The sequence below is a fragment of the Kitasatospora sp. NPDC051164 genome, from assembly GCF_044455625.1.
Lineage (GTDB): Bacteria > Actinomycetota > Actinomycetes > Streptomycetales > Streptomycetaceae > Kitasatospora.
This window is the reverse complement of record NZ_JBITFB010000030.1, coordinates 1-22,707: the sequence shown is the minus strand read 5'-3', so window position 1 is coordinate 22,707 and position 22,707 is coordinate 1. Positions and strand designations below refer to the sequence as shown.

At 73.1% G+C, this 22,707-nt stretch carries 22 protein-coding genes; 6 read left to right on the top strand and 16 right to left on the bottom strand.

The annotated features are described in order from the left end of the window. The first annotated feature begins 61 nt into the window (after positions 1-61). A complete protein-coding gene (dapD, locus tag ACIBEC_RS35760) occupies positions 62-1,066 on the top strand; it encodes a 2,3,4,5-tetrahydropyridine-2,6-dicarboxylate N-succinyltransferase (protein WP_360504055.1) in 1,005 nt (334 codons plus the stop codon). 75 nt (positions 1,067-1,141) lie between these two features. Here the strand turns inward: dapD and ACIBEC_RS35755 are convergent, their stop codons facing one another. Continuing rightward, the gene (locus ACIBEC_RS35755) at positions 1,142-1,447 is read right to left on the bottom strand and encodes a DUF6087 family protein (RefSeq protein WP_360504053.1); all 306 of its coding nucleotides are present in this window, start codon (positions 1,445-1,447) and stop codon (positions 1,142-1,144) included. A 165-nt stretch (positions 1,448-1,612) separates the two neighbouring features. Beyond that, positions 1,613-3,784 carry an RNA polymerase recycling motor ATPase HelR gene (gene helR, locus ACIBEC_RS35750; protein WP_360504051.1) on the bottom strand — a complete coding sequence of 724 codons (2,172 nt, stop codon included), beginning with the start codon at positions 3,782-3,784 and terminating at the stop codon, positions 1,613-1,615. A 338-nt stretch (positions 3,785-4,122) separates the two neighbouring features. Here helR and ACIBEC_RS35745 point away from each other — a divergent pair, with 338 nt between their 5' ends. Next, complete coding sequence (locus ACIBEC_RS35745) at positions 4,123-4,383, top strand: hypothetical protein (protein ID WP_360504049.1); 261 nt, start codon at positions 4,123-4,125, stop codon at positions 4,381-4,383. Here the strand turns inward: ACIBEC_RS35745 and ACIBEC_RS35740 are convergent. The 6 genes from ACIBEC_RS35740 to ACIBEC_RS35715 form a co-directional block, all read right to left on the bottom strand. Next, positions 4,329-5,030 (bottom strand): DUF6099 family protein, encoded by a 702-nt coding sequence (locus ACIBEC_RS35740; protein ID WP_360504047.1) that lies wholly within the window; start codon positions 5,028-5,030, stop codon positions 4,329-4,331. The genes ACIBEC_RS35745 and ACIBEC_RS35740 overlap by 55 nt on opposite strands. Before the next feature lie 155 nt (positions 5,031-5,185). Beyond that, positions 5,186-5,575: a nucleotide pyrophosphohydrolase gene (locus ACIBEC_RS35735; RefSeq protein ID WP_360504045.1), complete on the bottom strand. Its 390-nt coding sequence runs from the start codon at positions 5,573-5,575 to the stop codon at positions 5,186-5,188. Beyond that, positions 5,572-6,954: an ATP-binding protein gene (locus ACIBEC_RS35730; RefSeq protein WP_360504043.1), complete on the bottom strand. Its 1,383-nt coding sequence runs from the start codon at positions 6,952-6,954 to the stop codon at positions 5,572-5,574. The genes ACIBEC_RS35735 and ACIBEC_RS35730 overlap by 4 nt, the downstream gene beginning before the upstream one ends. 212 nt (positions 6,955-7,166) lie before the next feature. Further along, positions 7,167-8,018, bottom strand: coding sequence for a putative RNA methyltransferase (locus ACIBEC_RS35725; protein ID WP_360504041.1), 852 nt, complete (start codon positions 8,016-8,018; stop codon positions 7,167-7,169). Positions 8,019-8,161: 143 nt separating this feature from the next. Then, entirely contained in the window at positions 8,162-8,986 is an 825-nt protein-coding gene (locus ACIBEC_RS35720; RefSeq protein WP_360504039.1) for an alpha-L-glutamate ligase, read from the bottom strand. After that, positions 8,983-9,891, bottom strand: a complete 909-nt coding sequence (locus ACIBEC_RS35715; protein WP_360504037.1) for an ATP-grasp domain-containing protein — start codon at positions 9,889-9,891, stop codon at positions 8,983-8,985. Before ACIBEC_RS35715 ends, ACIBEC_RS35720 begins: the two co-directional genes overlap by 4 nt. A 225-nt stretch (positions 9,892-10,116) precedes the next feature. Here ACIBEC_RS35715 and ACIBEC_RS35710 point away from each other — a divergent pair, with 225 nt between their 5' ends. Further along, complete coding sequence (locus ACIBEC_RS35710; RefSeq protein WP_360504035.1) at positions 10,117-10,974, top strand: GNAT family N-acetyltransferase; 858 nt, start codon at positions 10,117-10,119, stop codon at positions 10,972-10,974. A 114-nt stretch (positions 10,975-11,088) separates the two neighbouring features. Here ACIBEC_RS35710 and ACIBEC_RS35705 read toward each other — a convergent pair whose 3' ends face one another. Together ACIBEC_RS35705 and ACIBEC_RS35700 are read right to left on the bottom strand one after the other, a co-directional pair. Further along, complete coding sequence (locus tag ACIBEC_RS35705) at positions 11,089-11,517, bottom strand: fic family toxin-antitoxin system, toxin component (RefSeq protein WP_224284003.1); 429 nt, start codon at positions 11,515-11,517, stop codon at positions 11,089-11,091. After that, complete coding sequence (locus ACIBEC_RS35700) at positions 11,514-11,750, bottom strand: toxin-antitoxin system HicB family antitoxin (RefSeq protein ID WP_360504033.1); 237 nt, start codon at positions 11,748-11,750, stop codon at positions 11,514-11,516. Before ACIBEC_RS35700 ends, ACIBEC_RS35705 begins: the two co-directional genes overlap by 4 nt. Positions 11,751-12,041: 291 nt before the next feature. Between ACIBEC_RS35700 and ACIBEC_RS35695 the strand changes: the two genes are divergently transcribed. Further along, positions 12,042-12,239, top strand: a complete 198-nt coding sequence (locus ACIBEC_RS35695; RefSeq protein ID WP_360504031.1) for a hypothetical protein — start codon at positions 12,042-12,044, stop codon at positions 12,237-12,239. Positions 12,240-12,393: 154 nt separating this feature from the next. Here ACIBEC_RS35695 and ACIBEC_RS35690 read toward each other — a convergent pair whose 3' ends face one another. Together ACIBEC_RS35690 and ACIBEC_RS35685 are read right to left on the bottom strand one after the other, a co-directional pair. Continuing rightward, the gene (locus ACIBEC_RS35690; protein WP_396289844.1) at positions 12,394-13,722 is read right to left on the bottom strand and encodes a class I SAM-dependent RNA methyltransferase; all 1,329 of its coding nucleotides are present in this window, start codon (positions 13,720-13,722) and stop codon (positions 12,394-12,396) included. Positions 13,723-14,102: 380 nt separating this feature from the next. Then, positions 14,103-16,178 carry an APC family permease gene (locus ACIBEC_RS35685; protein ID WP_360504170.1) on the bottom strand — a complete coding sequence of 692 codons (2,076 nt, stop codon included), beginning with the start codon at positions 16,176-16,178 and terminating at the stop codon, positions 14,103-14,105. A 247-nt stretch (positions 16,179-16,425) separates the two neighbouring features. Here ACIBEC_RS35685 and ACIBEC_RS35680 point away from each other — a divergent pair, with 247 nt between their 5' ends. Then, a complete protein-coding gene (locus ACIBEC_RS35680; RefSeq protein WP_360504029.1) occupies positions 16,426-17,094 on the top strand; it encodes a TrkA family potassium uptake protein in 669 nt (222 codons plus the stop codon). Then, positions 17,094-17,765, top strand: a complete 672-nt coding sequence (locus tag ACIBEC_RS35675; protein ID WP_030060763.1) for a TrkA family potassium uptake protein — start codon at positions 17,094-17,096, stop codon at positions 17,763-17,765. The genes ACIBEC_RS35680 and ACIBEC_RS35675 overlap by 1 nt, the downstream gene beginning before the upstream one ends. 73 nt (positions 17,766-17,838) lie before the next feature. Here the strand turns inward: ACIBEC_RS35675 and ACIBEC_RS35670 are convergent, their stop codons facing one another. The 4 genes from ACIBEC_RS35670 to ACIBEC_RS35655 all read right to left on the bottom strand — a co-directional run bounded on the left by ACIBEC_RS35670 (position 17,839) and on the right by ACIBEC_RS35655 (position 22,411). Further along, complete coding sequence (locus tag ACIBEC_RS35670; protein ID WP_396289809.1) at positions 17,839-18,570, bottom strand: DUF3159 domain-containing protein; 732 nt, start codon at positions 18,568-18,570, stop codon at positions 17,839-17,841. Next, entirely contained in the window at positions 18,567-18,974 is a 408-nt protein-coding gene (locus tag ACIBEC_RS35665) for an OB-fold nucleic acid binding domain-containing protein (RefSeq protein ID WP_360504025.1), read from the bottom strand. The genes ACIBEC_RS35670 and ACIBEC_RS35665 overlap by 4 nt, the downstream gene beginning before the upstream one ends. A gap of 65 nt (positions 18,975-19,039) precedes the next feature. Next, the gene (locus ACIBEC_RS35660; RefSeq protein ID WP_049657530.1) at positions 19,040-19,720 is read right to left on the bottom strand and encodes a response regulator; all 681 of its coding nucleotides are present in this window, start codon (positions 19,718-19,720) and stop codon (positions 19,040-19,042) included. A gap of 75 nt (positions 19,721-19,795) precedes the next feature. Then, the gene (locus ACIBEC_RS35655; RefSeq protein ID WP_360504023.1) at positions 19,796-22,411 is read right to left on the bottom strand and encodes a sensor histidine kinase KdpD; all 2,616 of its coding nucleotides are present in this window, start codon (positions 22,409-22,411) and stop codon (positions 19,796-19,798) included. Between the last annotated feature and the right edge of the window lie 296 nt (positions 22,412-22,707).

Below are 22,707 nucleotides of genomic sequence, written 5' to 3'. Positions count from 1 at the left end.
GGCAGGTCCGCACGGTGGGCGTGTTCGGCACCGGGGCCCAGCATTGGTTAACGTGCACGATGTGACTGCTGAATCCACCTCCCTCGCATCGACCTCCCCGGCGAACGGCGCCGTGGCCGCCGGTCTGGCCACCATCGCCGCCGACGGCACCGTCCTCGACACCTGGTACCCCGCCCCCGTGCTGGCCGCCGAGCCCGGCCCGGCCGGCACCGTCCGGCTGACCGCCGAGCAGGCCGAGGCCGAGCTCGGCGCCGGCGCGGCCGAGGCGCTGCGCGCCGACGCGCGCCGTGGCGTCGAGGTGGTCGCCGTGCGCACCACCATCGCCTCGCTGGACGAGAAGCCGCTCGACACGCACGACATGTACCTGCGCCTGCACCTGCTCAGCCACCGCCTGGTCAAGCCGCACGGCCAGAACCTGGACGGCATCTTCGGCCTGCTGGCCAACGTCGCGTGGACCAGCATCGGCCCCGTCCCGGTGGACAAGGTCGAGCAGGCCCGCCTCGCGGTGCGCGCCCAGGGCGGCCAGCTGGCCGTGTACGGGATCGACAAGTTCCCGCGGATGACCGACTACGTCGCCCCGACCGGTGTGCGCATCGCCCACGCCGACCGGGTCCGGCTCGGCGCGCACCTGGCCGTCGGCACCACCGTGATGCACGAGGGCTTCGTCAACTTCAACGCCGGCACGCTGGGCACCTCCATGGTCGAGGGCCGGATCAGCGCGGGCGTCGTCGTCGGCGACCACAGCGACATCGGCGGCGGCGCCTCGATCATGGGCACCCTGTCCGGCGGCGGTAAGCAGGTCGTCTCGGTCGGCGAGCGCTGCCTGCTCGGCGCCAACGCGGGCATCGGCATCTCGCTCGGCAGCGACTGCGTGGTCGAGGCCGGCCTCTACGTCACCGCCGGCACCCGGGTCACCACCCCGGACGGCACGGTGGCCAAGGCCGTCGAGCTGTCCGGCCAGGACAACCTGCTGTTCCGCCGCAACTCGCAGACCGGCGCGGTGGAGGTCATCGCCCGCTCCGGCTCCTGGGGCGGCCTGAACGCGGACCTGCACGCCCACAACTGACCTACGGGCAGAGGCGGTTGGGGTTCGGTGCCGCTCGGCGCCGGACCCCGTTCGCGTTTCCGGGCGCCCGGCGGCTCACACCCCTCGGGGCTTGCGGTGGCGCCCCGGCGCCTTCTTCGGCCGCTGCACCGGGCGGGCGGGGCGCAGCAGGCCGTCACCCTCGATCCCGTGCAGGATCCGCTGGGCGGCGGCGTAGTCCTCGGCCACCGTCTCCGGCAGCCACTGGTAGCCGTCCCAACGCACGATCAGCCTCGGTTCGCCCGGCGCCACATGGGCGCCCCGCTGTCTGCCCACGAGCCGTACGGCCCGCAACTGACCGACCGGCCGCAGCCGTTGCTCCCGCCTGGCCGCCCACGACGCCAGCGATTCCTCCTCGTCCATCGCCCCAGTCTGGCGTCCGGATGCCGTAGGCCGACACCCGCGTCACTCGACCGGGCGACGGGCGTTCCGGCCCGTTTCTCCCTCCGCTCCCTCGCGTATCTCCTGTCCCTTCTGTCCGTTCTTGGCTCTCCGGTCCTCGACTCCCCGGTTCTCGGCTCTCCGGTCTCACGTACTCCTGAGGATCACGAGCCGCTGGGTCGCCCGGGTCATCGCGACATAGCGGTCGACGGCTCCCTCGATGCCTCCTCCGAACGCCTCCGGATCGACCAGGACGACCAGGTCGAACTCGAGCCCCTTCGACAGCTCCGGGGTCAGCGACCGGACCCGGGGCCGGTCCCGCGTCCGGTCCCGGACGTCCGGTGCGCCGATCACACAGGCGACACCCTCCGCGTGCTCCGCGAGCCAGCCGTCCAGGACGTCGTCCAGCTCCGACACGGACCCGTGCACGACGGGGATGCCGCTGCTGCGGACGGAGGTCGGCACGTTGGCGTCCGGCAGTGCGGCCCGGATGGCGGGCTCGGCCTCGGCCATGACCTCCTCCGGCGTCCGGTAGTTGATGCTCAGCGAGGCGACCGTGGTCCGGGCGAGTCCGATCCGCTCCAGCCGCTCCGGCCAGGACTCCGCGAAGCCGTGCCGGGCCTGCGCGCGGTCCCCGACGATGGTGAAGCTCCGGGACGGGCAGCGCAGGAGCAGCATCTGCCACTGCGCGTCGGTCAGTTCCTGGGCCTCGTCCACGACGATGTGCGCGAACGGGCCCGCCAGCGGCTCGGGGTCGGCGACGGGCAGGGCGGTCTCGTCGACGAGGGTGTCCTGGAGATCGCGTCCGCGCAGCATCGTCACCGCTCCCTCGCCGTCGTCGTCGGCCTGGAGCAGGTCCCCGATGACGTCGGCCATGCGGGCGCGCTCGGCGGCGGCCGCGGCCTCGCGCCGGCGCTGCCGCCCGGCCGCCTCCGGGTCGCCGAGCCGCTGCCGGGCGGCGTCCAGGAGCGGGAGGTCGGACAGCGTCCAGGCCTGGGGCGCGTCCTTGCGCTGCAGCTTGCGGACCTCCTCGGGGTCGAGCCACGGCGCACACATCCGCAGGTAGGCGGGCACCGACCAGAGGTCGCCGACCAGGTCGGCCGCTTCGAGCAGCGGCCACGCGCGGTTGAGGGTCTCCACCAGCTCCCGGTCCTGCCGCAGCGACCGGCGGAACAGCTCGGGCGACACCTCCTCCTCGTCCGCGTCCAGCTTCTCCATGAGGATCGTGGCGAGCTCCTCCCAGATCTGCTCGCGCGCCTCATTGTGCGGGCTGCCCGGGTCCGGCGCGTCGAAGGCGTCGGACCAGTCCTCGGCGCTCAGCCAGACGTCGGACCAGTAGGTCGTGACCGCCATTCCCTCGGTGGGCGGCTCCTCGTAGAACCGGACGGCCTTCTCGATCGCCTTCACCAGGTCGACCGAGGACTTCAGCCGGGCCACCTCCGGATCGGCCTCGACCCCCGCCTTCGCCCCCTCGGCGACGAGGTCCCGCACGGTGCAGGTCCGCACACCGTCCTCGCCGAGGCTCGGCAGGACATCGGCGACGTAGTCCAGGTACGGCTGGTGCGGGCCGACGAACAGCACGCCGCCGCGCCGGTGGCCGAGCCGCGGGTCGGAGTAGAGCAGGTAGGCGGAGCGGTGCAGCGCGACGACGGTCTTGCCGGTGCCCGGGCCGCCGTCGACCACGAGGGCGCCCCGGGAGCCGGCCCGGATGATGGCGTCCTGGTCGGACTGGATGGTGGCCAGCACGTCCCGCATCCGGGCCGAGCGGTTGCCGCCCAGGCCCGCGATGAACGCGGACTGGTCGTCCAGCGCGGCGTGCCCCTCCAGGGCCTCGGCGGTGAACACCTCGTCCCAGTAGTCACCGATCCGGCCGCCGGTCCAGCGGTACCTGCGTCGGCTCACCAGCCCCATCGGGTCGGCGTGGGTTGCCGCGAAGAACGGTTCGGCCGCGGGCGAGCGCCAGTCGACCAGCAGTCGGCGCCCCTCGCCGTCGGTAAGGCCGAGCCGCCCGATGTACACCGGCTCGGGGTCGTCCGCGCCGACGACGTGCCCGAGGCACAGGTCCAGGCCGAAGCGGCGCAGGGCGCGCAGCCGACCGGTCAGCCTGTGGACCTCGATGTCCCGGTCCATCGCCTCCCGGCCCAGACCGCCCGGAGCCCGGCGCAGGGCGTCGAGGCGGTCGGACAGCTCGGCGATCGCCTGCTCGAGGCTCTCCGCGACGGCGGCGAAGTGCCGCTCGTCGCCGCCGATCAGCGCCGGGTCGGCCTTGGCGACGAGGCGGTCGGGAAGGTCGAACGCGCTGGTGGTCAGGGGGGTCATGGCATCAGCTCCGATCTGAGGCCTGCGATTGTGCGGCACCACGGGGGCCTTGCCGCAAGACCCCCCATGCGCTATACGTTGAGAGTGGCAAGGGGTGGGTACTCCCCCTTCTCCGCCTTCCCCCACCTCCGTTTCTCCTCACCGCCGTGCCGGTCCGCATCGCGCTGCGCCAGGCCGCCGCCTAGCCCAGGCCGTGGCGGGGCGGCAACCCCGGCTCACCCGGGAGGCTTACGGCGTACCGGAGTCGGACCGCATCGGGTGGTGCCCGGTGACCCGCCACCGGCGCGGGTCGTTGGCCGTTGCGGCACACCGCACCACCGATCCGAAGAGGTCCCGCCATGTCCGAACCATCTGCCACGCCGCAGCTCCCGAGCAGCCCGACGGGCTCGGCCGACGGCGCCTGGGCCGGGCCCGCCACCCCCAAGAGCCTGCTGGACCGGATGCAGGAACTACTCGCCTCGGTCACCGCGGATCTCGCCGCGCTGCAGTCCTCCGGCGCCCGGAACGCCGACCCCATCGCCTTCCCGACCATCGACCCCACCCCCTACCCGACCGGCACGGACACCTCCGAGGCCACGGCCGCGCCGGGCACCCGGTAGCCGGCCGCGCGCTGCCGTTCCGTCGGCCCGCCCTCACCCGGCGGGCCGATGTCGTCCGACGGACGGCCGCCGTCGAGTGCTCCTTCGCCGTCCGGTGCCCCTTCGCCGTCCGGCGGTCCGAGGCGGACGACGAGTAACGGCGAACCGCAGTCGGCCCGTTCGGGTTCCGCCCCGCCGAGCGCCACACACTCCGTCCCCTCGACCCGGACCGCCGCCTCCCGCAGCCGCCCGGCCAGGTCCTTGCACTCCGACACCGCGTCAACACCGTCGATGCACGTCCAGTAGAGGCTCTCGGTGTCGGCCCCGCAGGCCAGCACCACGAGCGTCTCCCCGACCTCCTGCAGCAGCCCGTCCAACGCCCCCAGAGCCGCTGCCGGCTCCCCGAGTTCGGTGAGCCGCGCGGCCCGGCCGCCGCTCACCAGGGCGGCCCGGACGACGGAGCGGTCCAGGCAGAGCGCCGCATGCGCCCCGGCCTCGGAGAGCCGCTGGCCCAGCCCGGTGAGCTCCTCGTGCTCCGACTCCGCCAGCCGGGCGCCCACCGCCTCGGTGAGCAGCGCCGCCTGCCGCGCCTCGGCCAGCACATCCGGTACGTGCCTGGCCTCGGTCAGGGCGTACCGGGCCGTCTTGATCAGTCGCAGTGCCTCCATGGCCACCGCTCCTCTCGCTCGCTGTCGCCGTCGACCCGGGCCGCCGAGGGGGCGGCCGGGTGGTCACGGCGTAAGCGTGCAAGGGAGGGCGCGGGCCCGCATCCGTCTTGTCAGAAGCTGTGGACAAGTCCGGGGTTGTGGATAACTTCTGTCCCTCACAAGGGTTGGTCGCCCACGTCCGAGTTGACGTCAGCCGATCCGTCCGGCACCGGGAAGCGGTGCTCGTTCCGCTCGATCTTGGCCGCGAGGGCCTCCAGGGGGTCCACCCCGACCGCCGTACAGAACTGCAGCAGGTACGCCAGCACGTCCGCGACCTCGTCCCGCACCCGGTGCGCGCGCTCCGGCTCGGACATCACCGCGGCCGCCTGCTCGGGCGTCAGCCACTGGAAGATCTCCAGCAGCTCCCCCGCCTCGACGCTCAGCGCCGCCGCCAGGTTCTTCGGCGTGTGGAAGGGCTCCCACCGCCGGGCCGCCGCGAAGTCCACCAGCCGCTGCCGCAGGGCCTCCAGGGTCGGCTCCCCCGGTCCCGTCACTCGTTCGCTCACCCCTCCAGGTCTACCCCATCGCCGCCCGCCGCCGGCCCGGGCCCCTCCACCGCCGACCGCTCCCCCTCTGCGGCCCCGTCCGTCCCCTCCCCGCGTCCGACCTGGACCGGCACCCGGCCCGTCTCCGGCCGCAGCACCGTGAACCCCGAGTCCGGGTCCCTCCGGCACCCGACGACCACCACCGCACCCGACCGCACCTCGCCCGCCCGAACGTCCCCCGACCGAACGTCCCCCGAGCGCACCTCGCCCGCGCCGCCCAGTGCCTCCCGCGCCGCCGCCGGCTCCTGCAGCGCGGCCACCACCCGGAGCTGGCTGCGCTCCGCCATGTCCCGGGCCAGTCGCAGCAGCGAGGCGGCCTGCTCGGTGGAGAGCCCGGCCCCCAGGTCCTCGGCCAGCACGATGAGCTGCCGGTGCGCCCACGGCACCTCGGCGGCCACGTCGAGGTCGAGCACCCCGGCCCCGGTCAGCAGCACCGCGGCGAAGGCGAGGTGGCGCAGCATGCCGTCGGAGGCCTGGTCGGCGCCGGTGCGCCCGAGGACGCCTTCGTCGAAGACGGCCAGGACGCGCCGCACGCCCGCGTCGCTCTCGCGCTCGGCCACGGTGAGCCCGAGCAGTGGGTGCGGCGCGGCAGACTGCACGACGCGCAGCAGCTGCCCGTACCGGCGCGGGCACTCATTGCCCAGCCGGGCGATGACGGCGGAGATGTTGGCGGCGTTGCCGCGCAGCCGGGCCTGCGGGTCGGCCCGGGCCCAGCCGCGCATCAGGGCGGGGACGGGGTGCAGCGGGAAGACCTCGCGCAGCGCGGTGAGCAGGTCCTCGGTGGCGGCCAGGACCAGGCACTCGCCGGCCGAGGAGCCCGCGACCCGCAGCGGCAGCTGCGCGGTGATCATGGTGCCGCTGGGGAAGGGCGCCCGAATGTCGCCCTGCCGGGTGTCGTTGTGCCAGCAGACGTTGACCCGCCGGTTGCGGACGTCCTGCTCGCCGGTGTCCACGAGGGTCCGGCCGTCGAGGGTGAGCGACTCCCGGGCGATCCGGACCGGGCCGTCGGTGCGGATCACGACGTCGAGCCGGATCCGGCCGTGCGGGGAGCGGACGGTGCAGCCGAGGATGATCGCGTCCCGCCCGTGCGGGACGCAACCGTCCAGTCCGCCCCGGACGGGCAGTGCGAGTGGGCCGGTGCGGTCGGGCAGCCCGTCCAGCGAGTCGGCGATCTCCTCGCCGAGCGCGAGCCGGGACAGCACCGCCAGCGCGTCGAGGGCGTTGGACTTGCCGACCCCGGCGGGCCCGTGCAGCACGGTGAGGGGCGCGAGGGGCAGGACCGCACGCCGGTAGGACTTGAACGAGGTGAGCCGGAGCTCCTCGACGGTGGGGCGTGGCACGGGCGGCCGGTCGGGCCCTGGGGCGTCCGGTCGGAGGGGGGCCGGCCCGGCAGGCCTGGTGGCGTCGCGGTTCACCCGTCGGACGTTAGCCTCAGGCCGACCGGCAGAAACGTGCCTGCACGGCAGATTCATCCCAACGTGGCGCCCCACCCCGACCCGCTGACCGCCCACCCCGCTCGCGCCCCGAAGCGGCCCGAGCTGCCCCGAAGCGCTCAGCGCCGGTAGGCGGCCACCGTCACCGAGGCGGTCACCTCGACCGGGTCCGGCAGCGCCGCGAGCGCGGCACCGAGCCGCTCCGGATCGGTGTGCCAGGCGCTGGGCCCCATGCCGACGACGGTACGCACGTCCTGCGGGCCGAGCCGCAGCGTGAACTCGACCTCCCGCCGCCCCACCGGCGTCAGGTAGGGGCCGAGCTTCTCGTCGATCCGCCGCTGCTTCTCCTCGTCCACCGACAGCAGCCCCAGGGCGTCGACGAGTTCGCGCAGGTGTCGGGCGGTGGGCGAGACCAGCAGCAGGGTGCCACCGGGGCGCAGCACCCGCCGGATCTCCGGCCCGTTGCGCGGGGCGAAGACGTTGAGCATCAGCTCGGCGGAGCCGTCGAGCAGCGGCAGCGGGCGCCAGGCGTCGCAGACGACGGCGCCGATCCGCGGGTGCGCCTTGGCGGCGCGGCGCAGCGCGTACTTGGAGATGTCGAGGGCGGCGCCGACCCGGTCGGGCAGGGCGTCGAGGACGTGGGCCAGGTAGTGGCCGGTGCCGGCACCGAGGTCGGCGACGAGCCCGTCGGGCTCACCGGCGGGCGCGGCGGCGGCGGCCTCAGTGGCGGCCTCGGCGAGGGCGTCCGCGATGGGCCGGTAGTGCCCGGCGGCGAGGAAGTCGGCGCGGGCGGCGACCATCTCGGCGGTGTCCCCGGTGCCGGTGTGGGCGTCGCCGGCGAGGAGGCTGACGTAGCCCTGCTTGGCGAGGTCGAAGCTGTGCCCGGCGGTGCAGCGCAGGCTGCGGTCGTGCCGGGTGAGGGCCTGCGCGCAGAGGGGACAGGCCAGGTAACGCTCGATGTCCTGCAGCAACGTTCCGTCTTCTCTCGCCGTGCGCCCCGGCCGGTCGGGGCGCCAGCCAGCCTAACGACCCGTCCTGCCTGTCCGTGCGAACCGGCCCGGCGTCCGGCCTGGTACCCCGGCCCCACCAGCAGCCGGCCCGGCTCCGCCGGCGTTCACCCCCGCCCCACCAGCGGTCGCCCCTGCTCCGCCGCGACCCGCAGCGCGAGCCCGGCGAGCGCCTCGGGCGCGCCGGGCCGACCCCGGACCCCGGGGAAGGCGTTGACATCGACGATGACGGGCTCGGCCGGCCCGTCGAGCAGGTCGACCCCGTACACGTCGAGCCCGAACACCTCGCCCACGCGCAGCGCGAGCGCGGCCCGCTCGGCGGGCGGCTCCCAGTCCGCCGCCGCCCCCGACTCCCCCGACTCGGAGGCGAGCTCGGACCGCCGCCGGGCGGCGAACACCTGCCCGTCGATCACCCACAGCTTCTGGTCCCAGCCGGTCCCGGGGACGAACGGCTGGGTGACGACGGGCTCCTCGGCCCAGCGCTCGGCAAGTTCGCGCAGCCCGTCCGGGCCGTCGACGCGCGCGACCAGGTCGCGCCGCCGGCTGTGCCGGCTCTTGACCACGAACGGGTATCCGGGGACGGCGAGTTCGCCCAGTCGTCCGGCGTCGACCGTCGCCGTGAACGGCAGTCCGGCGGCACGCGCGAGGTCGGCCATCCGCACCCGGTCCTGGCAGAGTTCCGTCGCCGCCGCCGAGTTGACCACCGGCGCGCCCCGTCGCTCCAACTCACCGGCCAGCGCCAGCGCTTGGGGCGTACGAGCCTTGAGCAGGTAGACATCCGCAAGTCCCGCAAGGTCCGCGAGTCCCGGGGCCTCCCCGACCGGCCCCGCGGGCGGAACGGCCACCACCTCGTGGCCGCGCTCCACCAGCAGCGCGGCGGTCGCCGCCAGCACCGGGTGCCCCGGGTCCCCGGCGATCAGCCCGACCCTCACAGCAGCTCCCCCTCGCCGAAGCCCAGTTGCCCGTACGGCACCCCGCCCGCCGACACCAGTGCGGCGGCGGGCTCGCCGGGCACCGAGACGGCCGTCCCGCTGCGCGCGAGCCGCAGCACCGCCCGGGCGACCCTCGCCACGGCGTCCGGCACCTGCCGGAAGCTCGGGAAGTCGTTGATGTCGACCACCACCGGCCCGTCCGGCCCGAGCAGCACGTCGACCCCGAACAGGTCCAGCCCGAACACCTCGCCGACCTGCGCCACGATCCGCGCGACGCTCGCCGGCAGCGGCACCTGCCGCTCCCGCACGCCCTGCCCGGGGTGCAGCGGGGAGGAACGTTCCGTCGCGAAGAGGTCGCCGTCGACGCAGTACACCTTGAGGTCGGTGCCGGAGTTCGGCACGTACGGCTGCGCGATCAGCAGCCCCTCCCCGGCCAGCTCGGGCCCGACCTCGAAGAGGTGGTCGGGGTTGCGCACCAGCCGGACGGCGCGCCCTGAGCTGCCGTCGGCGGGCTTGACCACCAGCGGGTACTCGGCCGCCGGGATCTCCGCGAGCCGCTCCCACCGCGCGGCCGCGTACGTCACCGGGACGGGCAGCCCTCGGGTACGGCCGATCACCGCGGCGAGCGCCTTGTCCCGGACGCCGCGGATCGAGCGCACGTCGTTCACCGTGGTGAGGCCGACGGCGGCGGCCGCCTCCAGCAGGGTCAGCCCGGGCCCGCCGGAGACGGTCTTGAGCACCCAGGCGTCGTGGCTGCCGGCCCGGACCGCCTCGGAGATCGCCAGCAGCGAGTCCCCGGGGCGCAGCACGTCGACCCGGTGCCCCCACGCGGTGAGTTGGCGTGCCACATCGAGCGGCATGCCGTCGTGCCGGTAGTGTTCCTCCACCAGAAAGCAGAGCCTCATGGGCCTGTCTTCCCCCTTGCCTCGCCGAGTTCAGACGTCCGCCGTCCCCCTCGGCAGAGCTGTAAAAGCATCAGCATGCACGCTGTGTGCGCACAAGATCGCTGCGGACCGGTAAGCGTTCGGCAACAATCGCCGCCCGAAGCGCTCCCGTCCGACCCCCGACCGGCCGGATCGGCGCCCGCAAATCGGTGGCAGCCCACCCGCGCGCCTGCTTGGATGCACGCCGTGACTTCTGACGATCATGCTCCCGACCGCCCGCTGCTCGACGAGATCGAGCACTACTACGACGCCGTACCGCGCAGCGCCGCCCGTACTGAGGACTTCGGCCCGCTGACCCTCTTCGTCCGCAAGGGCGAGACCGGCTGGCACTACTACGCCCGCCCGACGCTCGGTCACGACGGCCCGGCCGCCACCGCCGAGGATGTCCGCCGGGTGCTGGATCGGCAGCGCGAGCTGGGCGTTCCGGAGGCCTTCGAGTGGGTGGCCGAGCAGAACCCCGAGCTGCGCGCGGCGGTCGAAGCGGCGGGCCTGACGGTGCACGAGCACCCGCTGCTGGTGCTGGGCCCGCAGGACGAGCCGGCCCCTCCGCCGGTACCGGCGGAGGGGGTCGAGGTGCGGGTACTGGCCGCGGACGCGCCCGAGCTGGCCGAGGCGGTGGCCGTTCCGCACGTGGCGTTCGGCGCCCCGGGCACCGCCATCGGCGCGGCCGGCGCGGCCGAACTGGCCGAGAGCGCGGCGAGGTTGACGGCCGATGGCGGGGTGGCGCGGACCGTGCAGCGGATCACCGACGGCGTCACCGCCCTGGCCGCCGCGCTGGACGGCAGCGACGTCCTGTCCGCCGGCCAGTACAACCCGGTGGGCCCGGTCGGCGAGCTGGTCGGCGTGGGCACCCTGCCCTCCGCCCGTCGGCGCGGCCTGGGCCTCGCGGTCACGGCGGCCCTGGTCGCGCACGCCCGGGCCAACGGCGTACGGACGGTGTTCCTGTCCGCCTCCGACGAGGACGTCGCCCGGATCTACCGCCGGGCCGGCTTCCGCCTGTTCGCGACGGCCCTGATCGCGGAGCCCGCGTCGCCCCAGGCCTAGCCGGGCCGGGCCGGGGACGCAGCGGAGACACGCCCCGGCGCGACACGACGGCAACGGCGGGGACAGCAGCCACGATGTGGTCGACGGGGCCGATGGGGACGACGGCCACGAAGGTCAGTCGTCGTCCTCGTCCTCCTCGTCCGCCCCGGTGACACCCTCCCCCTCGGCCTCGTCCACCACCCACGCCGCCAGCCGCTCGGCGACGCCGGACACCCCGAGCCGTCCCTCGCGGATGGCCCGGGAGAGGCTGCGCACCTCGCGGGCGGTGGTGGCGACGGTGCAGCCGCTGGCGACGAGGTAGGCGTACGCGACGGCGGTCGCGAAGAGCTCGTTGGTCTTCTCCAGGGCCGGCACCCGGATCAGCTGGTGCATCAGCGCCGCGGCGCGGTCCTGCGGCTCGGGGTAGACCGCGATGTCGAATATCTCGGCCTGGTGCCGGGTGACGGCCGCGAGCAGCGAGCCGTAGTCGGTGACCTGCGGGTCACCGGGCGTGTACTGCTCGGCGGTCATGAGCAGCCACGAGAGGTCGACCTCCAGTTTCAACGGCGCACGTCCTGGATATCGCCCGGCTCCCCGAACTCGGCGAGGAAGGCCGACTCGTACTCCTTCATGAACTGCGCGGCCGCGTCGACGAAGGCCCGGCCGGACTCGCCCATGTCCTGCTGGACCAGGCGCTCGATGTACTGGTTCATGCTGATCCCCTGCTGCTCCGCCCGTTCCCGGGCCATCTCCGCGGTCGTGGCGTCCACACGGACGTTCAGCTGCTTCTTGGCCATGCCCTTCAAGCTAGCGCTGAAGTGCTAGCACAACAAGGGCGCACGCCCACCGCCCGCACACCTGCCGCACGCCCCCACGCAACCTCCCCGTCACCGAAGCCGTGGCCGAACCCGCCATCCGCAGCCGAAGCCGTCACCCGCCACCGCTCCGGGCCGCCCATCTCCCATACCCGCCCACCGCCGCCCCACCCCCGGCAGGAGGAGCGAGACTTGAAGAGTCCTTCACCATCCGGGACTCTGAACTCCCCTGAGCGATCCACTGAGCGGCACCGACCGGTGTGGAGGCCGGCAATGACAGCCATGTTCGACCAGGAGCTGCGCGAGCAGCTCGCCCAGGCCCGCCGGGACCTCATGGCGGCGCGGGCCGAAGGGGACGCCGACGGCGTCCAGGCGTACGAGGGCCGGGTCGCCTCGCTCCTCCGGCTCGCCTCCCAGCACGGCATCGACCTTCCGCACAGCGCCGACGAGGAGGAACACAACGAGCCCTGACCGGCCCGGCCCGGCCCGCCCTGTCTTGCCCTGCCCCGCTGTGCAACGACGAGGAGGCGGCACCCGCCGAGCGGGTACCGCCTCCTGAGTCCGACCAGCGTCAGACCGACCGAACCTACCGATGAGGCCGAATCGGCCGATTAGGCCGAACGGGTCACTCCCCGGTCGGCTCCAGGATCGCCACGCACTCGAAGTGGTGCGTCATCGGGAACAGGTCGAAGGCCCGCAGCGACACCGGCCGGTAGCCGCCCTCGCTGAAGAACTTCAGGTCCCGGGCGAGCGCCGCCGGGTCGCAGGCCACGTACGCGATCCGGCGCGCCTCCAGGCCGACCAGGTGCGCCACGGTCTCGCGCCCGGCGCCCGAACGCGGCGGGTCCAGGACGATCAGGTCGGTGGCGGTGATGCCGGTGCGCGGCAGCAGCGTCTCGACCCGGTCGCACTCGATCCGCACGTTGTCCAGCGCGGCCAGGTTGTGCCGGGCGTCGACCACGGCCTGCTTGGCGGACTCGATGCCGAGCACCGCGCCCTCCTCGCCGACCCGGTCGGCCAGCGCGCCCGCGAACAGGCCGACGCCGCAGTACAGGTCGAGCGCGTTCTCGCCCCACTGCGGGTCCAGGCCGTCCAGCACGGCGTCGACCAGGGTGTCCGGCGCCTCCGGGTGGATCTGCCAGAAACCGCCGTTGCTGATCCGCCAGGTCCGCCCGGCCGCCCGCTCGCGCACGAAGCTGCGCCCGTGCACCCGGTGCACGTCACCCTGCTCGTCCACCCGGGCGATCGACACCGGTTTGTCCAGCTCGACCAGCGGCAGCTGGGCGCCGGGCCGCGGGGTCAGCACCACCTGGCGGTCCGAGGAACCGGACGCGGCGAACACCTCGACCGAGGCCACGCCCGGCCAGTCCCGGGCCTCGATGCCCAGCTCGGTGACGCCCTCGGCGGCGATCAGGCAGCGGTCCACCGGCTGCAGGTCGTGCGAGCGGTGCTTGCGCAGGCCGACCTTCCCGGTCTCCGGGTCCACTGCGTACTGGACCCGGGTGCGCCAGGCCGGCACCTCCCCGGCCTGGAGCTTGCCGCCGACCGGCTCGACGCTGCCGTCCCAGCCCGCCTCGGCCGGGGTGAGCCCGGCCAGCTTGGCCAGCTGCTCGGTCAGCACCGCCGCCTTGAGCTTGCGCTGCCCGCCCGGGGTGACGTGCTGCCAGTCACAGCCGCCGCACTTGCCGGGCCCGGCGAACGGGCACGGCGCCTCGATCCGCTCCTTGGCCGCCTCCAGGACCTCCACCGCGTCGGCCCGCAGGAACCGCGAGGTGGTGGTGCCCTCGGTCACCAGCGCGACGACCTTCTCACCGGGCAGCGCGTGCCGCACGAACAGCACCCGCCCCTCGTGCCGGGCCACGCAGTGCCCGCCGCCGTGCGCGACCGGGCCGATCTCGACCTCGTACCGCTGTCCGGCCAGCGGCTCGCCGGACGGCGTCTCGGATCGCGGCACCCGCGCGGCGGTGCGCAGGGCCTTCGGCGGCCGCACCGCCTGCTTGCGCGGCGCCTTCCGAGCGGCGCCGCCGGTACCGGCGGCGCCCTTCTCGGCACCCTTGCCGCTCGCGCCCTTCGCAGCGCCCTTGCCGGCGCCCTTGCCGGCCGTGCCCTTGCCCGCGTTCTTGCCGCCCGCGTCCCGGACCGGCTTCCGGTCCTCCGACGGGGTCGGTTCCCCCGGAACGACCGGCGCGGTGCGCGCGGTCAGGCCGTCGCGGTCGGTGGCCTCCGGACGGGACGGCCGGCCCCAGCGCGGCCGGGCGACCTGCCCGGGCTTGGAGCCGCCCCGGTGGGAGCCCTTGCCGGAGGAGCCCGAGGAGCGGGGCGGAGTGTTGCGCGTCACTGGGAGGAGTCCTTGCTGCGGTCGGAGGTGTCGCCGGCGCTCGCACCGGTGGAGACGGAATCCTTCGACTTTACGGCCTTCGGCGCCCGAGGCTCGCCACGCCGGACGGCACCCGGCGCCGACCAGGCCTTCTGCGGCTTGCGCCGCTCCGAGGACTCCAGCTGCCAAGGCACCGAGGTGACCATCACACCGGGCTTGAACAGCAGTCGGCCCTTGAGCCGCAGCGCGCTCTGGTTGTGCAGCAGGTGCTCGTACCAGTGGCCGACCACGTACTCGGGGATGTAGACCGAGACCACGTCGCGCGGGCTGCTGCGCCGCAGGTTCTTCACGTAGTCCAGGATCGGCCCGGTGATCTCGCGGAACGGCGAGTCCAGCACCTTGAGCGGCACCTCGATGCCGCGCTCGTCCCACTCCTGCCGCAGCGCCGCCGTATCGGCCGGGTCCACGTTGACCGTGAGGGCCTCCAGGGTGTGGGCGCGGGCCAGCTTGGCGTACGCGAGGGCGCGCAGCGCCGGCTTGTGCAGCTTGGAGACCAGCACGATGGCGTGCACCCGGGTGGGCAGCACCACGTCGTCCGCCTCCTCGGCGGCGATGAGCTCCGCGGAGACCCGGTCGTAGTGGCGCCGGATGCCCTTCATCATCACGAACAGCACGACCATCGCCGCGATCGCGATCCAGGCGTGGCTGATCTTGGTGACCAGGACGACGATCAGCACGGCCATGGTCATCACCAGGCCGAAGGTGTTGATCGCCCGGCTGCGCTGCATGTGGCGGCGCTTGACCGGGTCGGTCTCGGTGCGCAGCAGCCGGGTCCAGTGCCGGATCATGCCGGACTGGCTCATGTTGAAGGAGACGAAGACGCCGACGATGTAGAGCTGGATCAGCCGGTTCGGGTCGGCGTCGAAGGCGATGACGAACAGGATCGCGGCGATCGCCAGCAGGATGATGCCGTTGGAGAAGGCCAGCCGGTCACCGCGGGTGTGCAGCTGGCGCGGCAGGTAGCGGTCCTGGGCCAGGATCGAGCCGAGCACCGGGAAGCCGTTGAAGGCGGTGTTGGCGGCGAGCACCAGGATCAGGCCGGTCACGGCGGCGACGAAGTAGAAGCCGGGCGTGAAGTTGTTGAAGACCGCCTCGCTGATCTGGGCCAGCGCGGTCTTCTGGTGGTAGTCGGACGCGGCGCCACCGAGCTGCTCGGCGGGGTTCTCGGCCATCTGGACGCCGGTGAGGCGGGCCAGCCAGATGATGCCCATGAACATCACGACGGCGATGCTCGCCATCATCAGCAGCGTGGTGGCGGCGTTCTTGCTCTTGGGCTTGCGGAAGGCCGGCACGCCGTTGGAGATCGCCTCCACGCCGGTGAGCGCGGCGCAGCCGGAGGAGAAGGACTTCAGCAGCAGGAAGACCATCGCGAAGCCCGCCAGCGAACCGTTGCCGGGCGTGGGCATGAGGTGGAAGCCGGAACTCTCGGCGGGCATGTCCTGGCCGAGCGCGAAGTGCCGGAACACCCCGTAGCCGACCATCCCGATGACGCCGATCATGAAGGCGTAGGTGGGAACGGCGAAGGCGGTACCGGATTCGCGCACACCGCGCAGGTTCATGCCCATCAGCAGGACGACCACGATCACCGACAGGGTCAGTTCGTGGCCGCGGAGCGAGGGAACGGCGGAGACGACGTTGGCGACGCCCGAGGTGGTGGAGACCGCCACGGTGAGCACGTAGTCGACCATCAGGGCGGCCGCCACCACCAGGCCCGAGTTGGGCCCGTGGTTCACGGTCGCGACCTCGTAGTCGCCGCCGCCGCTCGGATAGGCGTGCACGTTCTGCCGGTACGAGGCCACCACGGCGAGCATGACGATCGCGACGACGAGGCCGATCTGCCACGAGAAGTGAATCGCCGAGGTGCCCGCGATGGACAGGGTGAGCAGGATCTCCTCGGGGGCGTACGCGACCGAGGAGAGCGCGTCCGAGGCGAACACGGGCAGCGCGATCCGCTTCGGGAGAAGGGTCTCGCCCAGTTTGTCGCTGCGCAGCGCGCGCCCGATCAGGATGCGTTTCGGAAGGTCTTTCGGCATAGGCACGTTAAGGAATCGTAGGGGCTTCCCGGACAAGGCTCCGCCGTTTGTCCCCCCCTTCGTCGCGACTGCGTTCTATGGACCGGCTAGCGTGTCGGATACGAGTCGGTGGGCAACACTCGGATTGTCGGGTGTTGCCGAGACCGGCGCCCCACGAGAACGCTCGTCCCGGACAGCCGGGCGAGAAAGGGAGATGAACGGTGTTTGCGCAGGTCAGTACCCCGACGGAACGGGTGAGGTAGCGCCGGTGCACATCGTCATCATGGGCTGCGGCCGCGTGGGGTCCGCCCTCGCGAGAGCGCTGGAGAAACAGGGCCACTCGGTGGCCGTGGTCGACCAGGACCCGACCGCGTTCCGCCGGCTGGGCGCCGGGTTCAACGGGCGCCGGGTGACCGGTGTCGGCTTCGACCAGGACACCCTGCGCGAGGCGGGCATCGAGGAGGCCGGCGCGTTCGCCGCGGTCTCCAGCGGCGACAACTCCAACATCATCGCCGCGCGGGTGGCCCGGGAGAACTTCGGCGTCGAGAACGTCGCCGCCCGGATCTACGACCCCCGCCGCGCCGAGGTGTACCAGCGCCTGGGCATCCCAACCGTGGCGACGGTCCGCTGGACCGCCGACCAGATGCTGCGCCGGCTGCTGCCGAGCGGCGCCGAGCCGCTGTGGCAGGACCCGAGCGGCGGCGTGCAGCTGGCCGAGGTCGCGTACGACCCGCGCTGGGTCGGCCACCGGATCGGCCTGCTGGAAGAGGCCTCCGGCACCCGGGTGGCGTTCGTCACCCGGCTCGGCGAGGGCGTCCTGCCCACGCCGCAGATGGTGGTGCAGGAGGGCGACCTGGTGCACGTGATGCTCCGCCGGGCCGACCTGACGGCCGTCGAGGCCGCGTTCGCGCAGGGGCCGAAGGAGGAGGGTCACTGATGCGGGTCGCCATTGCCGGGGCCGGTGCCGTGGGCCGCTCGATCGCGGGCGAGCTGCTGGAGAACGGCCACGAGGTCCTGCTGATCGACAAGAACCCCAACTCCATCTCGGTGGAGCGGGTGCCGATGGCGGAGTGGCTGCTGGCCGACGCCTGCGAGATCACCTCGCTGGACGAGGCCGCCCTGCAGCGCTGCCACGTGGTGATCGCCGCGACCGGCGACGACAAGGTCAACCTGGTCGTCTCGCTGCTCGCCAAGACCGAGTACGCGGTGCCGCGGGTGGTCGCCCGGGTGAACAACCCCAAGAACGAGTGGCTCTTCAACGAGTCCTGGGGTGTGGACGTGGCCGTGTCCACGCCGCGCCTGATGTCCGCCCTGGTCGAGGAGGCGGTCAGCGTCGGCGACCTGGTTCGCCTGATGCGCTTCAGCCAGGGCAACGCCAACCTGGTCGAGCTGACCCTGGCCTCCGACACCGAGCTGGTCGGCACCCGGGTCGGCGACGTGGCCTGGCCGCAGGACACCGCGCTGGTGACCATCATCCGCGAGGGCCGGGTGCTGGTGCCGGGCAAGGACGACACCCTGGAGGGCGGCGACGAGCTGCTCTTCGTCGCCGCCCAGGAGCGCGAGGAGGAGCTGGAGGAGCTGCTGTCGGCCACCTCCGGCGCCCAGTAGGACCGTAGGACCCCGAAACACGGCTGAGGGCCCGCACCCGTTCGGGTGCGGGCCCTCAGCCGTGCGGAGACGGCTACTTCGCCGGCTCCTCCTCCTCGTCGTCCAGCGGCGCCTTGATCGGCGGCGGCGCCTTCAGCAGGATCTGCCACGTGACGTACATCGCCAGCAGCATCGGCGGGATGCCGAGGGCGACCTTCAGCCAGCCCAGCAGGTTGACGTTGTGGGTGAAGTACAGCGGGAAGAGGATCACCGGCTTGAGGCCCATGATCACAACCCAGGCCCAGGTCGCCTTGGTGTAGGCGGCGAGCCGGCCCGGGTTCTCCTTGCGCCAGGTGAACATCTCGCCGGTGATCGGGCCGAGCATCACCCCGATCATCGGCCAGCGCACCAGCGCAGAGACCGCCAGGGCGAGGCTGTAGGCGACGTTCCAGAGCAGGCCGGGCAGGTAGAAGTCCTCGGCCTTGCCGCTCTTCATCGAGATCCAGGCGCCGAGTGCGACGCCGAACACCCCGCTGAAGGCGTGCTGGATGGTCTCCCGCTTCGCCAGCCGGGCCACCACGAACAGGGCGCTCAGACCGAGCGCGGCCCAGGCCGAGGTGCTGACCTGGTGGGTGAGGTTGTACGTGACGATGAAGACCAGGCCGGGCAGCGTCATGTCGATCATGCCGCGCACGCCGCCGAAGGCCTTCATGACCGTGTCGGCGGCCTCCTTGGAGGCGGCCTTGCGGGCGGCTTCCGCGGCCGCCGCGTCGTGGGCCAGGTCGAGCTGGGCGGCATCGCCGCCGGGCTGGTTGCTCACGCTCATTCGCTCCCGTGTCCGACCGGACGCAGCTCGTAGCGGGGGTTGAACAGCACGCGGCGCCCGCGCGCGTGGCTGATCCGACCGCTGGCGACCAGCCTGCGGCCGGGCTCTATGCCCGCGATCGAGCGACGGCCGAGCCAGACCACGTCCAAGGCCTCGGTGCCGTCGAAGAGTTCGGCCTCGAGGGCCGGCACCCCGGCCCGCGGACGGAGCGTCACCGTGCGCAGCGTGCCCGCGACGGTGACCAGGTCGCGGTCCGCGCAGCCGGCGATCGGCCTGCATCCCGACTCCGCGGCGCTCTCCTGACGCAGGTCCTCGGCGTCCAGTTCCTCAGCCGAGGAGGTCAGCCGACTGAGCATGCGGCGGAACCGCCCCTGCGGCTGGCCACTGCTGTTGTCACCACTCATGTCGGAAGGGTACCGGTTTCCGGGCCCCCGGCGGCAGGTCGTACGGCCGCCGGGGGCAACGGCGGTCAGCTCTCGAACCGGTATCCCATTCCCGGTTCGGTGATGAAGTGGCGCGGGTGCGAGGGGTCCCGCTCCAGCTTCCGGCGCAGCTGGGCGAGGTAGACCCGCAGGTAGTTGGTCTCGGTCCGGTAGGCCGGACCCCACACCTCCTGCAGCAGCTGGGTCTGGCTGACCAGCCGCCCCGCGTTGCGGACGAGGACCTCCAGCAGGTGCCACTCGGTCGGGGTGAGGCGTACGTCGGCGCCGTCCCGGTTGACCTTCTTGGCGGCGAGGTCGACCGTGAAGCTCTCGGTGACGACCAGCGAGTCGGCCTCCCCGGCCACCGGCTCGGCCCGCCGCACCGCGGCCCGCATCCGGGCGAGCAGCTCATCCATGCCGAACGGCTTGGTGACGTAGTCGTCGGCGCCGGCGTCCAGGGCCTCGACCTTCTCGTCCGAGGCGTGCCGGGCCGACAGCACGATGATCGGCACCCGGGTCCAGCCGCGCAGCCCGCGGATCACCTCGACCCCGTCCATGTCGGGCAGGCCGAGGTCGAGGACGACGACGTCCGGATGGCGGGCCGCGGCCAGTTCCAGGGCGCTCGCGCCGTCATGGGCCGCGTCCACCTCGTACTTGCGGGCCTTGAGGTTGATCACCAGCGCGCGGACGATCTGCGGTTCGTCGTCCACGACGAGGACCCGGGTCATTTACGGGCTCCGCCTTTCAGGGCTTGTCGTGAGTTGAGGACTGTGGAACGGGATTTCGGCTTTCGGCTTTCCTTCTCATGTGATCAGCTCCGAGACCGCGCCGCTCCCGCCACCGTTCGGCTCACCCGGCTCCGGCGGCTCGGGCGACTCCGCCGGCTCGGGCGGCCGCTCGACGGCCGGCAGGCTGACGACCATGGTCAGACCGCCGCCGGGGGTGTCCTCGGCGGTGACGCTGCCGTCCATCGCCTCGACGAAGCCGCGCGCCACCGCGAGCCCGAGACCCACGCCGGCGCCGCGCGGCGCGTCGCCGTAGCGCTGGAACGGCGCGAAGATCTTCTCCTTGGCCTCCTCGGGCACCCCCGGCCCGCGGTCGACGATCCGCAGCTCGACCCGGCCCGGCACCCCCGGCTGCACCAGCGCATCGGCCTTGACCAGCACCTTGACGCCGTCCGGGCTGTACTTGACGGCGTTCTCCACCAGGTTGGCCAGCGAGCGCTCCAGCAGCCCACCGTCGGCCCGGATCATCGGCAGCGTCTCCGGCACGTCCAGACGGACGGAGTCCGGCGGCACCCCGCCGAGCGCGTAGGGCACCACCTCGTCCAGGTCGGTCTCCTGGATCAGCGGGGTGACGGTCCCGGTCTGCAGCCGGCTCATGTCGAGCAGGTTGTTGATCAGGTGGTCCAGCCGGTCGGCGCCGTCCTCGATCCCGGCCAGCAGCTCGGCCTCGTCCTCCGGATCCCAGTCGACGTCCGCCGAGCGCAGCGAGCTCACCGACGCCTTGATACCCGCCAGCGGGGTGCGCAGGTCGTGCGAGACGGCGGCCAGCAGGGCCGTACGGATCCGGTTGCCCTCGGCCTCCCGCCTGGCCGCGACGGCCTCCCGGGACAACCGGCGGCGCTCCAGCACCACGGCGGCCTGCGCGGCGAAGGCCCCGAGCAGACGCCGGTCCGCCCCGGGCAGCACCCGGCCGCGCAGCACCAGCGCCAGGCTCTCGCCGACCGGGACGTCCACGTCGGCCGTCTCCGGCCGCTCCGGCGGCCGCGGCCCGGCGGTGGCCACCGGCACCCAGGAGCCGAGCGGCTCCGGCCGCTCCAACAGCGCGGCGCTCTCCTGCCCGAAGGTCTCCCGGACCTGCTCCATCAGCGCGGTCAGCACCCCGTCCCCGTTCGGCGCGCCCCGCAGCACCGTGCCGGCCAGCGCGCTGAGCGTCTGCGCCTCGGTCTGGCTGCGGGCCGCCTGGTGGGTCCGGCGAGCCGCCAGGTCCACCACGGATGCCACCGATATGCCGACGATGGTGAATATCGCCACGGCCATGATGTTCTGCGGCTCGTTGATGGTGAAGGTGTGCAACGGCGGCGTGAAGTAGTAGTTCAGCACCGAGGAGCCGACCAACGCCGAGCCGATCGCCGGCAGCAGCCCGCCGACCAGCGCCGCGCACACCGTCAGCGACAGGAACAGCAGCATGTCGGTGGAGAGCCCCAGCCCGCCGATCGCCGTCAGGACGATCGCCATCAGCGGCGGACCGGCCAGGCCGATCAACCAGCCGGCGATGGTCCGGGTCCGGCCCAGGTCGGTGATCCGGCGGACCGGAATCCTGCCGCGCCCGTGCCCGGCGTGCTCGTGGGTGACCATGTGGACGTCGATGTCCCCGGCCTCCCGGGTCACCGTGGTGCCGACGCCCGGCCCGTACAGGTACTGCCAGGCGGGCCGCCGACTGGTGCCCAGCACGATCTGGGTGGCGTTCACGCCCCGGGCGAAGTCCAGCAGCCCGGCGGCCGGGTCGTCACCCAGTACGGCGTGAAAGGAGCCGCCGAGGCTCTCCACCAGCGCACGCTGCTCGATCAGCGTCTGCGGCGAGCCGGAGCCCACCAGGCCGTCCGAACGGGAGATGTGCACGGCGAGCAGCTCACCGCCGGAGACCCTGGCCGCGATCCGGGCCGCCCGGCGGATCAGCGTCGCCCCCTCGGCTCCGCCGGTGAGGCCCACCACGATCCGCTCCCGGGCCTGCCAGGTGCCCTCGATGCCCTGCTCGGCCCGGTACTTCTGCAGGTACTCGTCCACCCGGTCGGCGGTCCACAGCAGCGCCAGCTCGCGCAGCGCGGTCAGGTTGCCGGGGCGGAAGTAGTTGGCGAGCGCCGCGTCGATCTTCTCCGGCGCGTACACGTTCCCGTGCGCCAGCCGCCGCCGCAGCGCCTGCGGGGACATGTCCACGAGCTCGATCTGATCGGCCCGCCGGACCACCTCGTCCGGGACCGTCTCGCGCTGACGCACTCCGGTGATGCCCGCGACGGCGTCGCCGAGCGACTCCAGGTGCTGCACGTTCACGGTGGAGATCACATCGATCCCGGCCGCCAGCAGCTCCTCGACGTCCTGCCAGCGCTTCTCGTTGCGGCAGCCGGGCACGTTGGTGTGCGCCAGCTCGTCCACCAGCGCCACCTGCGGGCGACGGGCGAGGACGGCGTCCAGGTCCATCTCGGAGAACCGCGCGTTCCGGTGCACCACCTGCTGCCGCAGCACGACTTCCAACCCGGCGACCATGTCCGCAGTACGCCGGCGGCCGTGGTCCTCCACGAACGCCACCACGACGTCCGTGCCGCGCTCGTGCCGCCGGTGCGCCTCGGCGAGCATGGCGTACGTCTTACCGACCCCGGGGGCCGCCCCGAGGTAGATGCGCAGCCTGCCTCGTCCCATGAGCACCATTCTTGATCCGGCCATGCCCGGGAGCCACCCCCGGACACCTGTTCCCCGCCCCTTCGAGACTACGGCGTGAGCAGCGATTTTCCGCTGATCAATGCACTGATCAGGCGGTTTTAGCGGCATATTGACGGTGGACCAGCCACTTGGCGGGGGTCACTCGGCAGGGGCCGGCCGGCGGGGTCCGGCCGATTTCCGGGAAACGCGAAGAACCCCCATCCGGGATCCGGATGGGGGTTCTTCTGAAAGATTGTTCGGCGGCGTCCTACTCTCCCACAGGGTCCCCCCTGCAG

Excerpts from the sequence above, each read along its gene's own strand:
- ACIBEC_RS35755 (WP_360504053.1), bottom strand. The coding sequence starts at position 1,447 with ATGGACGAGGAGGAATCGCTGGCGTCGTGGGCGGCCAGGCGGGAGCAA.
- helR (WP_360504051.1), bottom strand. The coding sequence starts at position 3,784 with ATGACCCCCCTGACCACCAGCGCGTTCGACCTTCCCGACCGCCTCGTC.
- ACIBEC_RS35745 (WP_360504049.1), top strand. The coding sequence starts at position 4,123 with ATGTCCGAACCATCTGCCACGCCGCAGCTCCCGAGCAGCCCGACGGGC.
- ACIBEC_RS35740 (WP_360504047.1), bottom strand. The coding sequence starts at position 5,030 with ATGGAGGCACTGCGACTGATCAAGACGGCCCGGTACGCCCTGACCGAG.
- ACIBEC_RS35715 (WP_360504037.1), bottom strand. The coding sequence starts at position 9,891 with ATGAGGCTCTGCTTTCTGGTGGAGGAACACTACCGGCACGACGGCATG.
- ACIBEC_RS35700 (WP_360504033.1), bottom strand. The coding sequence starts at position 11,750 with ATGGCCAAGAAGCAGCTGAACGTCCGTGTGGACGCCACGACCGCGGAG.
- ACIBEC_RS35695 (WP_360504031.1), top strand. The coding sequence starts at position 12,042 with ATGACAGCCATGTTCGACCAGGAGCTGCGCGAGCAGCTCGCCCAGGCC.
- ACIBEC_RS35685 (WP_360504170.1), bottom strand. The coding sequence starts at position 16,178 with ATGCCGAAAGACCTTCCGAAACGCATCCTGATCGGGCGCGCGCTGCGC.
- ACIBEC_RS35675 (WP_030060763.1), top strand. The coding sequence starts at position 17,094 with ATGCGGGTCGCCATTGCCGGGGCCGGTGCCGTGGGCCGCTCGATCGCG.
- ACIBEC_RS35670 (WP_396289809.1), bottom strand. The coding sequence starts at position 18,570 with ATGAGCGTGAGCAACCAGCCCGGCGGCGATGCCGCCCAGCTCGACCTG.
- ACIBEC_RS35665 (WP_360504025.1), bottom strand. The coding sequence starts at position 18,974 with ATGAGTGGTGACAACAGCAGTGGCCAGCCGCAGGGGCGGTTCCGCCGC.
- ACIBEC_RS35660 (WP_049657530.1), bottom strand. The coding sequence starts at position 19,720 with ATGACCCGGGTCCTCGTCGTGGACGACGAACCGCAGATCGTCCGCGCG.
- ACIBEC_RS35655 (WP_360504023.1), bottom strand. The coding sequence starts at position 22,411 with ATGGGACGAGGCAGGCTGCGCATCTACCTCGGGGCGGCCCCCGGGGTC.